The sequence below is a fragment of the Paenibacillus sp. M2 genome, assembly GCF_046713495.1.
Classification (GTDB): Bacteria; Bacillota; Bacilli; order Paenibacillales; family Paenibacillaceae; genus Paenibacillus; species Paenibacillus amylolyticus_B.
Map to the genome: position 1 here is coordinate 4,120,049 of NZ_CP169648.1, position 14,235 is coordinate 4,134,283.

Genomic DNA, 14,235 nt, shown 5'->3' on the forward strand with positions numbered 1-14,235 from the left:
CCAAGTTATAAGTTATTAAATTATTTAAGACTGTCACACAGATGAATTGTGCTACAGTTTCTGAATTTGTTCATAATAAATGTTCATTTGCAAGAAGCTCATACCGACCAATGGAATGACCAGATACAAAAAGATTAGGGCATACATAGGAGTAAATCCGATGGTTCTCCCCCATGATGCTTTGACATCAATCATCTTGCTGTACTCTTGCTTTCGTTGTTCAAAATAGAATGCCATCATGCTCTCAAGATCATCGAAGGCTTCACGTATTGAGATTTTGCCAAGGGCAAGCTGCAATTTATCAACCAGTCGCTGGAACTCGGGCAAGCCCGCCTCTTCCTTTAATTGTTCAAGTGCAAGCTCTGGACCATGTTCAAAATGCAACAAACATTTTTGCAGCGGACGCTTGAAAATGACGGAAAATCGATTAAGCCATTCCAATATCTCCTCGACTGACATTCGGTCCATCTCACGCAAAATGGATATCACTGTCTGGAATTGATAGATTTCATGTCGCATATCCAACTTTCGCATTTTCCGCTGAAATAACATGAGCCATACAGGCATGTAGTACCCTGCTACACCCATAAGAATGGCTATAATCATTTCCCACCAGCGTACATATTGTTTGTTATACACCTCAAGTTTCTGCATAATGCGCGCGATCGTCTCAGCCTGGGTGTCATGATCCAACTGAATGGGAGATAACTGCTGTAACGCGTTGGAGACTTCTTCGTATGTAGCTCCTCGGTTCATTTCTACACTTGCCAACACGGATTGATCCAACGCTGTTTTTTCCTCAGCTTTCCTGAGATCTGCTTCAGCCATTGCACCAAACATTCGATCATCGCGGATTGGATCATACAAGATGTGGTTACGTTCAACCTGGTGTAACAGCAAGATGCCACCCATTGTAAGGACCAAACAACCTGCGAATAACATCACTCGTCGAATGGCAAGCCATTCGTATTTCAACTCTGAGCTGCTCTCCCTCATGAGCCGTATCGTTTGACTGTACTGTGCACTGCCAGGTTTCGTTGCAAACAACATCGCCAATTTCCGTATGAAGGTCTGCCTGTACAGAAACTGATCCAACCATGAATGCTTATGCCCTGACCGGTAAGGTGTCTCATCGTATTGCTGGAGCCTTTGCAGAAGCAAATAAGCAAGGATGATGATGACATAGATTGATATTTTGGTAATAAAACCAATTTTGCTGCGATAAAATTCATCCATCGTTGGAAAACTGACTCTGGCCCAGCGTTCGATCGGAGCGGTGAATAATACCGGAGCGAGCGCGATGATATTAAGTCCTTTGAGCAGGTAATCCAATTTATCACGCCGCAAAATCTCCAGATGAATCTCCTGAGTCAGGTTACCCAGTCCTTTAAGATAAATAGAGCCTTGTGCTCTGTCCTTATCCCCAAACTCCATGACCATATAGGAAACGCCGGCGAATCCTTTGAGAAAACGGTTGGGAGCCACTTCATAATAACGCTCAAGTGCTTCATTCGGATCTGGAGAAGTTAGAGCTTCGTAGATCAGTCTTACTTGTTCTGCTGCTTCTCCCGTACCTGCTTCAGCGGCTTCATAGAGCGCTTCCTCAACCATGCCATGCTGGTGATACCGATGCCTTACATCTGCAAAGAGATCCAACATCTGCACCAGCAACCTTTTTTCCATACGACTGAGGCACATATCCAATACCAGGCTGTTTAGTACCACAGCACAGAGTACGGAAAGTATTACAAAAGCGATACCCGGCTGCAGAAGAAACAGAATGACACTTATGCCTCCATAACCTCCAAGAATAATCAGAACCACTGTCATCGTCAGCCTGCGAAGTGAAGGCTCATCCCCAACATGGCGGAATGAAATACGTTTCTGCACCTTTAGAATATAAGCTGATAGCAGTGGCACTTTCATTCCAAGACGGTAGGACTGCAACAAGATTGATCCCAGTCCCTTAAATCCCTTCCCGCTAGGAGCAAAAATCACGCCGGATTGACTTGTTGAACCACCTCCTCTATGACGTAACATACTTAAAACCAGAAGTGTGATCAGCAAACCTCCTGCACAAATACTTAATACGAGGAGCAAAATCCATTTAATTGTCATGCTGATCACCCCAGTGTTGCTTCATAAACTGTTCAAACTTCTCGGCATCCTGTAATGTCATCTGTTCTCGCATATCCACCATGCTTCCAGAGGAGATTGGAGCTGTTGCAACATACTCTCCATCTCTGTACTCCACAACATTATGAAATGTAAAACCTTCCCTCTCTTCCACGCTATCACCTTGATTCGCACGAGGAAGACACTCCGTAATTCGTTCGATATATCTTCGTCCCTCAGCATCTTTCTTCATATGAACATCGAAGTTGATTACACTCACAACCTGCTCCTCAGCAATATGCTCGTGCTGGAACATACCTGTCTTGAGCAAGGAATTACGGAGGGAGAAGACCAGATCACGAAACGTTTTGGCATGGTGGGTAAACAGGGTGAACAGACTGGCAACTTGAGACATTTGAATCATCCATGCGGCTACCTCATCACTCGCAACCTCACCGAGAATATTGACGGTACCATCCGTTTTTTTCTGCAAATCAAGCCCTTGTTGACCTGAAATGTGTTCAGTCTCTCGGAAACTCAAAATATTACGTCGGCTATAGATCCGTCTTAATTGAAGTTCAAACGCCATCTCCTGCACCCGAAGGGTGTACGATGCATAGATGTGTTTGACCATAGCCATAAGCAACGTCGTTTTACCAGAACCTTGGGCCCCGGTTACAGCTGTGATCCGGCTTCCTTTCATCAGGAATTGAAGTAATGTGATTGGCAGATCTGCGTTGTTACCCGTAATCAATTGTTCAAGTGAAGCATTCGGAATATCGAACTTCCGGACGAAGAACGCCCACGATTCTGCAAAAGGAGGTCTAACAACTACTACACGGGAGCCGTCTTTCATCTCGTTCACCTTGTAGCCACTTGCTTCCGACAACTGTCCGGGATAATTGTATTTGTATATATTCTGGCATACCCTTTTCAGTTCACGAATACTGCCGAAGGACAGAAAGGATAGATGAATGGACTTACCTTTATAGAAAATCCAGACACTTTCCATGCCGCTAAGCGGTTCTTCATGTGCATCATCCTTCAGTCCCTGATCCAGCAAATCATTCCATGATGCCGGTTTTCGAAGTCCCATATTATGAACAGCATCAAGCATACCGCTAACACCACCACTAACGCCGTCAATACGTTGGTCCCTTATCTCATCAACAACCGAGAATCCTTTATAATGTTGATATTTCTTTAGCAAGCGTGTGGTTTCATACAACATCAAAATCACGAATCTATCGTGTCTTGATTAACCTTTTAATTCGCTCAAATTCATACTCTTTCGTAAAAATCGTGAGTTTTTTGTGAGTTTTTATGTACAGCAAATGCCCAAATGTCTGTTCATAACAGAACAAGCTCCATCAGCAAATACTGATGGAGCACTCTTTTAGTTTTCTATTTCCTTGATCCTCACAACACACCCTTAAAACCTAAATTGGGCAACCATATGAAGTAGTACTGGAGGTGATGTGCCGTTGTTCGCCCGGAGATTTGGCTTTCGGTGGTGCGAAGTTTTACAGAAGAAAACGTGACGTATATAACTTTTGAATTGTTGGTACATAATCTTTTGTGCGCTATAGTGGTAATTCATAATAATTTTCTCTTTGTTACCAAATAAACTTTTTATATTTCTCGTGATTTAGATCCTATGTGAGCAAATAGTATTGGTTATGACCAATGTCTTAATTTCTATTTCCATTTTCATCTATTATATCTTCGCATAAGAACAATTTGGATCTCCAACTCCTCGGATCAGCGAATTATATTTTTTTTTTGGCACATACTTATAGTCAAAAATCAAATACACTTTACCTATTCCATATTTTTCTTGAATTTCTTTTTGAAGTTGGATCCTTTTCTCCTCTAACCATTTAGTCCTTTCCTCCATTTGAACAAGTATATCTAAAGAACTATTGCTACCTTTCTTTACAATCAAGTTTGGCTTATGTCTAAATTCTTCCTTTTCAAAAAAATCATCAATTATCATTTTAGCCACACTGTATAAAGAATCAATTTTCTTGTCAGTTAACCTTTCTTCATTAGATCCCTTAAAGTGAATAAGAATCGAAGGAATAAAAAACAGAAATGATACTAAATTCAAAAGGACATTTAAGTTCAAATGTTTAACAGCAAGATAGTTACTAATGGTCAGAAGACTAGGGGCAAATAAAAATCTGTAGCTGAAAAACAGAAACTCAGAGAACATGGAATCTTTAGCTATAAAATATAACAGATAATAGAGAATCACTACAGAAGTGAGACTAAATAAAGAATATACCGCATACAAATCCATTTATTCGCCCCCTTTCTAAGGGTTATCTGACAGTAATCACTTCTGTTATAACTTCTTTTGTTACATTACCCTTTTGTTGTATAACTAAATCAACCTCTTGTAGACTGTCTGAATTCCAAAAATCACTTAAAAATGATCTCAATTCTTTCACATTAAAAAAACCTTCATAGTAATCAAAGTGCTCATTAAATTCAAAATTTATTTCTTCAGAAGTGAATTTTTCATCATCATACGTAGTCTGAACAGTAGCAGAAAAAGCTTGTGTTCTAACTTCCTTCTTAGTTTTAATATCTAACACTTTAAACTTTATCGGATAAATATCTTGTGATTTTATTAGCAGGTCTTGAGTGAAATCTTGGAAAAACACCAAATAATCCATACCTTTAAATATCTCTAGACTAATATTGCGACGTTCTACTTTGATATGCTTAGCGTTCTGTAAATGTTCTTTAGTTATTGTTTTATAAGCACCTTTGCCTTTTTGTTTTTGCATAATTATTCGGTCATAGGGAAAAAGTTTAAGATAATTTAAAATATCATAAAAATTCTGTTCTTCAGCCGTCCCCTCAATGAGTAGCTTTATTGAGAGTTCGTCGACAGCAAATTTATTTATTTCTTTTTTTCCAAATATGTTATAAGTTTCAATTGTAACACTACGAATAAAATCACGATACATAATAGTAAAATTATTGACCGCTTTGTATACTTCATTGTCAGAATTCTCATTCTTATAACTAAATTGGACACTAATTTTCGGTTTTTCCAAACCGATCTCTTCCAATAATATATAGTTATTATCGGAAACATTAATTTCATACATGTATGGGTGAAATTTAAAGGTTATATTGGGGTGAGAAGAATTGATTTTATATATTATCAAGATGTGTTCTTGTTCAGAGTGCCCCAAAACATCTCTTGAAAAGTATTTTATTATATTTTTCCCCTCTTGCAGTTCAAGAGGCACAACCTTGTCTTTTAGCAAGAGTGTATACTCCCCGTTGTTCAACGAATAATATGATCCCGCCACATTATAACTACCTTTGATAAAATCACTTAAACTTAAACTAACATTATCAGAAACCAACACCGCTCCATTTTCTAGAAAAATCTGATCATCAGATGTGATAAAAACATTAGTTTGCGGTAAAATCACTTCTGTATTCTTATTTTCCAGATCAATTATACTTGATTTAACGATAACTTCTTTTTTGTTTTCTTCTCTAATTATTAAATTGGTGTCCTCAAGGTTCTTAACTAAATTAATTTCAGCATTAATTGTAGTATCAATATTAAAAGTCTCAAAAGCACTTATTTTTGAGACTTTTCCTTTTCGATACTTTTCAACTGAGATTGAAGTAGGGCCACTATCATAAGCCTCAATAATAATTTTTCTTGAGGTGGTCTCTTCTTCTAGTTCAGTTTCTGGCACAAAAATATACGTTGTATTCTCAATTGTAGTCACTTCATATGGAGTATTTAGTATTTCTTCAAAATCGCTGACATCTAGTATTTCGATATTTCCATAAATGATATTCCCATCTTCATCAATTAATGACACAACCACTGGACAAGCAATCTTAATAGCGCTGCCAGAGAAGGATTTATCCTTTATTTCTTCATAATCAAGTGAAAATACAGATAAGTCCTTAACTGGATCATCTTCTCCAATTAATATATTATTCACAAGTTTATATACATTTTTATTTTTAGGTAATCCATTATGACTTTCCTGTATGAAATATTTGTGCTCTGTTTCTGACATTGCACTAATAACAGGTACAGTTTGGTCACCGTTATCAAAACTTAGTTCTGGTTCAATTAGGTATGTTGCCTCTTTTATAGTTGAAATTGTTTTTTTTCCATAACCAATTACTTCATGATGTTCTATATTGAGAGGTTTATCTAATAATTCATAAAATTCCCCCAAGATTTTGGTATAAGCATCATCACCAAAGTTAGATGTTAAGAACGGTGAATAACAATCTTTTGTCACATCATACCAATCAGATATCAAATCATCATCTTTTTCTAAGAAGGTTTTCTTTTCATATTGTCTACATAGGAACATATACTTTTCACTAGGTAATAATTGATACAAGCTTGGAAATGTAGGTGCGACTTCCTTTGATGTAAATCTATTCATTAGGAGAGGAAAAAATTCAGGAATATTTACCCCATATTTTATAGCTTTATATGCATAAGGGGCACCATGCCACGGGCTGCCTAGTGTGATAAGTTTTTTAACCTTGTCTCTTACCTGTTCGTCGTCATCATAATAATTCAAGAAAAGTTTTGCTATAACTCCGCCCATACTATGGGCCACTATATATATATCATTATCAATATCATCAACCTTAGCTTTAAGAAGGGCTAGTTGGTCTAAATTACTCTTCCTCCAGTCGTACGGAAAGGGGATTACATTAAATGCTCCTTGTTCTCGTAAAGAATCTTGAATACCATTATAGTAGAGTTTAAAGCACTCATATGGTTCAAGAAATTTATTTCCCTCGCTATACTTGATATCCGGATAATTATTATTTATAGAAGCAACTGGCCATACAGTTTGTCTATTCTTTCTCAGTCGTGTACCCATAATTCCAGGAATTAAGATTATATTTTTCAATCTTTCGCACCTCATCTTTTATTATTTATCTGTTTCGCTTAATTTCAGTAATATTCGTGGAAAGGATAATCACCAGATTTAAACTTGTTTTACATTCCCCGCCCCCGTTACCATCGCAATCAAGCTTCCCACTTCCAACCATACTCCTTCGTGATCGGGGGTTTCCCGACTCCTCTTTTCACAGCGCATTTCTTGTAAGAAACTTTGGTCTCTTGTCAAGTTTTATAACGTTAGCTTTAGCAGTCTCCTTTTTCTGTATCAATGTTGTTGTTTGCGTCATGCCTGACATACTGCGGTATTCTATTTTTTGCTATCGTTTCTTTTAGCAGTGGATTTATCAAATGCAGCTACATAATTTTTTTATGCATGTAATTCCGACTGCCTAAAATACCTCCGACAGACTTTTAGCTTGGTTTGAAATACTTCGTACGGATCAACATCTTTTTACATTTGGAGAAAATATGTAAGCGAGACGAGTGTAACATTTCTTCGGTCGTTAGCCATTTAACATCTTTATCACCTAATTTGATGTTTCTTTGGCAAAAGGTTGTACCATGAAACCTTTGCTTCAACACTCTCAAAGATGTCACTATTTGTTTACCTAACGACTACTCCAGCATAAATAGCCCTGAAACAGCTCAAAAAAAGCAATTTTCTTTCAACTATTTAACTGTGTCCTCCCATAAATTTAGTTCAGGATAAATATACCATGTAGCAGATCTCAATTCTATATAATCACGACAAAAGACTCAGAATTCCGAGCGCTCCGCTATAAAGACCAGGGGACCTTTTAAGTACTTACATTAATGATTTCTTCAATACAGATAACTTGTACTCTCCTACTAAAAAAGAATCCTGACTACACTCCAGGATTCTTTACTTTATTACTTATAATGCGAAGTTGGCTGTACAACTAGTACTGTCCCTTTACTAAAGTCGTCTGCCTCCATATAAAGTCTAACTCCTTTATTACTAATACTTGTTGCATTTATTTCTACACTTTCTTGCTTACCTTCTTCTAGAAATAACGATTTGATATGCTCACCCGTATCTTCATCTTTTAATAATATTTGTCCAGATCCATCTGCTAATTTAAGATCAAGAACCAAAGTCTGATATTTACTATTAGGATATAACACGATGTGACCTAAATTCTTAATTGTAACGACTTCTTTGTGTTTATTCTCCGTATATTTCGAATCTCTAGAAAGGCCAGCATATGTTGAAAAATAGTAAATTCTTTCTTTATCAAAAGGAGTTTTAGCAAGTTTCTCACCGAAACTCATTTTGCCTGATTTGGCGTCGACAGTTATGTTCGTCTTCGTTGCTTCTTTTGCTAGATTTACTGGTATGTACGTTTGTCCATTGATAACTACCGGTTGTGTTTTCGATTGCGGCGCCCAATTACTACCATTTAAAACGTATTTGAAATTGCTTACTGTTGCCTGAACTGTCTTACTCTTTGATGCAGCGAATGTCCCTGTTCCTCCCACCATCAAAAATGCCAATAATAGTAATCCCGTTTTCTTAAATCTCATTTTATTCCTCCTTAGTACTATTTTAGTTTTTCACTCAACATTATCTCAAAACTTCCCTATATAGTAAATAAGTATTATAATTAATGGATAAATACACCTACAAACGGAGGATGAAAATGATTAAAGACCTACTTATTGCGGAGCGAAAAGAATATTCTGTTTGTTTAGTTTTTGAGGATAATTCTAAGTACATAGGAAAGATTGAAATGTCATCCGACAAAAAAAGAGTGAAGTGCAAGCATCAGGATGGTATTGAATGGGTCCCAATGTCAGAGATTACCCACTATTCTTTAATCATTTCGGTAACTCGCTGATTTGTTCATCTAGCAAATTTTCTAATTGCTTAAACATTAACTCTGTTTCTTCTAATGATCTATGAAGCAATTCGAAGATGGGTATGTAAATTTGTGTAATCACAAACATATATCCGAAATTTATAAAAACACCAATTATAATTAAACACCATTTATAAAATTTCGACCTTTCAAATTCTAATTTCATTACAAAGAAATCAATTTTGCTCAACTTTTCTAATGTATATATTGTTCCAATCAGGCTTCCCAGACGACCTAGGAAAACAATGAAATTATTGTTATCTATACCATCATTATAAAAGTAAATTAGAGCCCCTATATCAAATATCATAAGGAGATTACCTAAAATGGGCAGATTACCTAGTATACTACTTGCAAAAACACCCAAACTTATAAATTGTACGACTATTGCTATGATAAGTGCTATTCCTGCCCTTAAAAGAAAATTCTCCAAATGTATCCCTCCTACTAAATACTCAGTCTTTAAAATATTATAGCAAATTTTACCTATATCTGATAGACTATTTCAATCTAATACATAGGAGGAAATACCTTGGACAAAAAACCAATTTATAAGAAATGGTGGTTCTGGATCGCTATCGTAGTTGTTATCGGAGTGATTGGTAATCTCGGTGAGAAAGAGACTCAAGCCAATGAACCTGCCGCCCCAGCAATCACCCAGCAATCGCAGAAAGAAGAAACATCTACAGAAGAAACGACTGAGGACAAAGAGCAAGCTGAAGCCAAGAAAAAAGCTACTGACGAACAAAAAGCAAAAGATGAAGCTAAGGCTGAAGAGTTGGCTAAAAAAGAAGCCGAGGCAAACAGTGTACCCAGAGAACATAAAGCTGCACTAGAAAAAGCAATAACCTACGCAGAAGTTATGAACATGTCTAAAGCCGGTATTTACGATCAGTTAACATCTGAATATGGCGAGAACTTTCCGAAGGAAGCCGCCAAGTACGCTATTGATACCATTGATTTTGATTGGAAAGAGAATGCATTAAAAAAAGCACAAACCTATGCTGAATCAATGAGTATGTCTGATTCCGCCATTTACGATCAACTAACATCTGACTACGGTGAGAAGTTCACAAAGGAAGAAGCCAAATACGCAGTAGCTAATTTAAAATAACAGATCGGCGGCGCGTTGAATGAAGTTTGGATTCCGGAAGACAGCCTAACAAACGGATAGCCGTTAGAACCAGTATTAAACGACAGATCGTACATCGTGCCGGATTGAAAATGCCCCGTGGATATGGATGGTTACGTATTCCGAAACGGGCAGCGTATAACAAAGTGTCCAACAAGAAGACATTCGATATTTTTAAGGTTATAAGAACGTTGTTCAAGTAAGTTCTATTGAGTTGATAATCTAAAATATACGAAATAAAACAAAAAGTGCAGTGAGGTTATCCCTCCTGCTCTTTTTTTGTGCCCTAACTTCAAACATATTTGGAAAGTTATCTTTTTCCTGCTAACTTTACTGATACACAGCTTTATGCTTCTACTACACCTCGATAGTCCATAATTTGTTAACGATCAGGCAGGACAAGCCAGACAGATACACGAACCGGGGATAATGCTGCGACAAGAAATTCTACACCTACTTGTAATACTCGATATGTATTCACATTCCACATCCAAATATTTTTATAGAATAATAAACCTAGGTCTGATAGACTATGTGTGTTGTAAATTATTACTATATCAGGAGGAAGAAGATTGAAAAAGCCTATTTATAAAAAATGGTGGTTTTGGCTTATTGTTGTTATTGTGGTTGGTGGTATCTTTGGTAACCAAAACGGAGAAACAGATGAAACGAACGCCCCTGTAACTGCGACAGTCATCAAAGAAGAAACCGAAATAAAAGCTACTGTTGAAAATAAATCAACTGATTCTGAGACAGATTCACAAATTATTACAGCAGATAATGCTTATACTTGGCTGAAAGAGTCCGGCTTGATTTCAAGTGAAGCTAAAGATGTAACAGATAAATTTGAGGGATCTGAAGGCTTAGTGAAAGCTTTAAGAACTGATGAAGCGGACATTATGGAATTTGAAAAAGATGAAAATACAGCAAAATACCATAATCCGAATTTGAATTCATATGCAGTTAAGAATATCTATATCTTGATAAAAAAAGGACAAGATAATGCTGAAAATTTCGTTAAAATATTAGAATCAGGTAAAACCTTAACGGTAGAAACTCTCTATGCTTCTGACGAACAAAAGAAAGTCGCTGAATTAATAGAAAGTGATGCTGATTTCTTACCAACGGTTGAAGCATATTTTGCGTTACAAAAAGACCAAAAATCATCAACTTGGGATACCTTTATGGTGAATAAATTTGTAACTTGGTCTGGAACCATTGCAGACTCAGAAATAATCGGAGACAGCCTTGTTGTGTATGGTGGCGAAAATTATACCGCGGAAGATTGGTCAACCATAAGTACGGAAAAGAAAGACATGATGCCATATACATTCATTGTTGAATTGAAAGATAATACAATGAAAGACGGCTTAAAAAAGGGTGATAAAGTGAAGTTAAAAGCATCGCTTGATTCTCGCGGTGATAAAGAAATGCAATTAAACTGGAAGTTGTATGAAGGCGAAGTAGTTGAATAAAACTCTGTGAATTATTAATCCAGTTTTAGCAAATCAAAAATTCACTTCTGTAACAGAGTGAGCTAATTAAATTACTCCATCTCCTTTAGACGGATAAAAAAAGTCCCTACCAGCGTAATGCCAGTAAGGGACTTTTTTACCGATGCTTTCGGATTTGAGCTTATATTACCACAATTATCCTTCTACTTAAATCCTCTACTCTAAGCATATTACAACAGATATTCTTATTTTCAACTTTTCACATTATGTAAATTCATAATATACATGGTGAAATTTAGAACTAAATAGAGTAAAGTGGATAATGCATTTAACAACATACAAGGAGTGTTCATATGAAAGAGTTGATTTATTTAGATACCGGATTTTTACATTCATTCTTAGCTCAGAGTAACGAGGGATTGCCCATATCAACCAACACCGAACTTCAAGAATCTGAATCCAGAACAAAAACCGACGAGATTAAACGAATGCAACAACATCAAGGGGATACAGAAGTATCCAGTGGTGAAATTGATTTGGCAGGTTTATTCAAAACTCCTTCAGCAAAGGGGCGCTATCGCTTAACAAATAGAAAGACTACTGGAGAAGCACTTGCTATCACGCAACTAGATGCTGGCAAAGAGATAATATCAAAACAATTACATGACAATGCATTAACGGAATTTGAAAGTTATCTTGAAGATAACGGGATGATACATGACACAGCTGACAATGTCGGTACATATGTAAAAATTAAAGGTGAATTCTCTATAGTAAGTCTAGACTTCATGAAAAACATTTTAAATCCTGAGTATACAAGTCAATTGTTTAAAATTTTCACAGAAAGTGAGATTGATGAAAAAATCGTTGGGATTGAAGCACTGGCAATTCAAGATTCAAAGAAAAAGAGCATGATCTCAGCTATAAGAAAGGAAGCACAAAAAGATAAGGAGTCACAAGAAAAAATGTTACAAGGTATTGGGCATATGATTAGTTATACATCCAGCCTATTCCCAAGCGACACTTTCATCAGAATTGGCTCCTACATCATGCCAATCAAAAATGAAAATCTAAGAGAAACGTCAAGCGCCTTAACCTTTAAATATGGATCGAATAGCGAGATTGAATTAACCGTTTTAGGAAAGTTCACCAGAGTGTATACAACACTAGCTCCGAATACAATGGACAGTGGTAATACTGCTGAAATGATGGAAGGTATATCGACTATAGTTGATGGTTTTATTGGGGAAATGGGCATTGTCAAAAGAGGGGACTTTATTATTTCTCCGATCGCTATTTATTTCGAATGATTCGTTTTTTTTGAGACCAGTCCTCCATCGACTTAGCTCCTTGTTCAATTCGCTTCTCAACAGAATTGAATTTCTTATCAAACGCAGAAGACTCTTTATTGAGTTTCTTCATTCCATTATCAAAGAATTTATGAAGACTTTTCATTATAATCACCTCTGTAAATATTATACTTAATATTCATTTAAATGATACACCGAATACAATTATTAGATGGCCGCCTGTTAAAATTCTATTCACATGGCGGCCATCTTTCTATTATTGTGTATCTAAAGTAGCTGTTTTTATCTGATTATTCCAACTGATCTTAGCCCCAATGGACTCCCCCACTGCACGTAGAGGAACAAATGTTTCACCGTTAATCAAGACGCCATCTTTGATCTTCTTCCCATTTACAATAACATTCGCCTTCTCCATAGCTTCATCCTCCTTATTATTATAGGTCAGATCAAGCTTCGCAATAACAGCAGCCTTAAATAGATCCCATCCTGTCCAACTGCCGCCATCATACATTAAACGCGGGCAAATTTTACGGGACCAATCATAGTGACGCTTCAGCCTATCTACACCCCATCCTCGCTCCTTCAACATCTTCGCAACCAGATCCACAGCGTTCTCCAAAGTCTGAGCGTAGTTCCCTGATTCACATATTTCGATTCCAATTGATGTTCGATTGCCGGAAGATACGACACTTCCATCTCCTGCATGCCAGGCGTTCTCATTTAGAGGTATACATTCTACCGCTTCACGTTCGTCTATCGCTATGTGAAAACTAGCTTGCCTATTATTTGTTGGGTTTGTGAGCCACCCACGCTCATTAGCTGCGCTACTTGACTGATTACCTGTGTTATGTATGGTAATGGTCGTAGCCTGCATAGCAATCCCAGGACGGCGGTTATTCGCTGTCCCTTTCGGTATGTGGTCCTTACGATATTTAATGCTCATGCTATTTTGTCATCTCCTTAATTATTGTCGTTACCACCTTTACCCTTCAACACTTCGATTGCTTGCTTGATCACAGACGGAATAGGCGCACCCATTTTCCCACCATTTTCAGTGATTGAAAGTAGCTCATTGGCAATGTAGAAGAACGCCACCGTATCCCTGAATAAGTGGCCATCACCAAGGATGCCATCCACCAAGTGACCGACAGCCACCATCGCAAAAATAAAGACCTTTCGGGCAATCCCGATAAGGCCAATTTTGCTTTTTAATCCTCCAATAGATCCGGCAGCCACCACACCCGTCAAATAATCCAAAATAACGAAGAACAGCAATACTCCTAACACTCCAGACCAACCCCCAAATAAATAAGACACTAACCAGCTCCCTAAGGCCAAAACCCATTTCCCCACGTTCTCCAAAATCATATCCCCCATCATTTAAAGTAAATAGCCCCCTGAAAACTCCAGAAGGCAAAAAAAAATG

General features: G+C 37.2%; 10 protein-coding genes and 1 pseudogene. 3 read left to right on the top strand and 8 right to left on the bottom strand.

From position 1 onward, the window contains the following. Window positions 1–51: 51 nt before the first annotated feature. The 6 genes and pseudogenes from ACETMN_RS18475 to ACETMN_RS18500 all read right to left on the bottom strand — a co-directional run bounded on the left by ACETMN_RS18475 (window position 52) and on the right by ACETMN_RS18500 (window position 9,346). The gene (locus ACETMN_RS18475; RefSeq protein ID WP_411734867.1) at window positions 52–2,118 is read right to left on the bottom strand and encodes a hypothetical protein; all 2,067 of its coding nucleotides are present in this window, start codon (window positions 2,116–2,118) and stop codon (window positions 52–54) included. Next, window positions 2,108–3,313: pseudogene (locus ACETMN_RS18480) on the bottom strand (ATPase, T2SS/T4P/T4SS family); the annotation flags it as partial. The gene ACETMN_RS18475 and the pseudogene ACETMN_RS18480, both read right to left, overlap by 11 nt. Window positions 3,314–3,832: 519 nt before the next feature. Then, window positions 3,833–4,417, bottom strand: a complete 585-nt coding sequence (locus ACETMN_RS18485; protein ID WP_411734868.1) for a hypothetical protein — start codon at window positions 4,415–4,417, stop codon at window positions 3,833–3,835. A 22-nt stretch (window positions 4,418–4,439) separates the two neighbouring features. Next, window positions 4,440–7,010, bottom strand: a complete 2,571-nt coding sequence (locus tag ACETMN_RS18490; RefSeq protein ID WP_411734869.1) for a lipase/acyltransferase domain-containing protein — start codon at window positions 7,008–7,010, stop codon at window positions 4,440–4,442. Window positions 7,011–7,924: 914 nt separating this feature from the next. Next, a complete protein-coding gene (locus tag ACETMN_RS18495) occupies window positions 7,925–8,578 on the bottom strand; it encodes a stalk domain-containing protein (protein WP_411734870.1) in 654 nt (217 codons plus the stop codon). A gap of 294 nt (window positions 8,579–8,872) precedes the next feature. Beyond that, the gene (locus tag ACETMN_RS18500) at window positions 8,873–9,346 is read right to left on the bottom strand and encodes a hypothetical protein (RefSeq protein WP_411734871.1); all 474 of its coding nucleotides are present in this window, start codon (window positions 9,344–9,346) and stop codon (window positions 8,873–8,875) included. A gap of 99 nt (window positions 9,347–9,445) precedes the next feature. Here ACETMN_RS18500 and ACETMN_RS18505 point away from each other — a divergent pair, with 99 nt between their 5' ends. The 3 genes from ACETMN_RS18505 to ACETMN_RS18515 all read left to right on the top strand — a co-directional run bounded on the left by ACETMN_RS18505 (window position 9,446) and on the right by ACETMN_RS18515 (window position 12,809). Then, window positions 9,446–10,027 (top strand): Ltp family lipoprotein, encoded by a 582-nt coding sequence (locus ACETMN_RS18505; protein WP_411734872.1) that lies wholly within the window; start codon window positions 9,446–9,448, stop codon window positions 10,025–10,027. 590 nt (window positions 10,028–10,617) lie between these two features. Further along, complete coding sequence (locus tag ACETMN_RS18510; protein ID WP_411734873.1) at window positions 10,618–11,520, top strand: hypothetical protein; 903 nt, start codon at window positions 10,618–10,620, stop codon at window positions 11,518–11,520. Between the two features lie 332 nt (window positions 11,521–11,852). After that, window positions 11,853–12,809 (top strand): hypothetical protein, encoded by a 957-nt coding sequence (locus tag ACETMN_RS18515; protein ID WP_411734874.1) that lies wholly within the window; start codon window positions 11,853–11,855, stop codon window positions 12,807–12,809. Window positions 12,810–13,065: 256 nt separating this feature from the next. Here ACETMN_RS18515 and ACETMN_RS18520 read toward each other — a convergent pair whose 3' ends face one another. Both ACETMN_RS18520 and ACETMN_RS18525 read right to left on the bottom strand, forming a co-directional pair. Beyond that, complete coding sequence (locus ACETMN_RS18520; protein WP_411734875.1) at window positions 13,066–13,752, bottom strand: N-acetylmuramoyl-L-alanine amidase; 687 nt, start codon at window positions 13,750–13,752, stop codon at window positions 13,066–13,068. A 17-nt stretch (window positions 13,753–13,769) separates the two neighbouring features. After that, on the bottom strand, window positions 13,770–14,189 hold the full coding sequence (locus tag ACETMN_RS18525) for a holin family protein (protein ID WP_411734876.1): 420 nt from the start codon (window positions 14,187–14,189) through the stop codon (window positions 13,770–13,772). Between the last annotated feature and the right edge of the window lie 46 nt (window positions 14,190–14,235).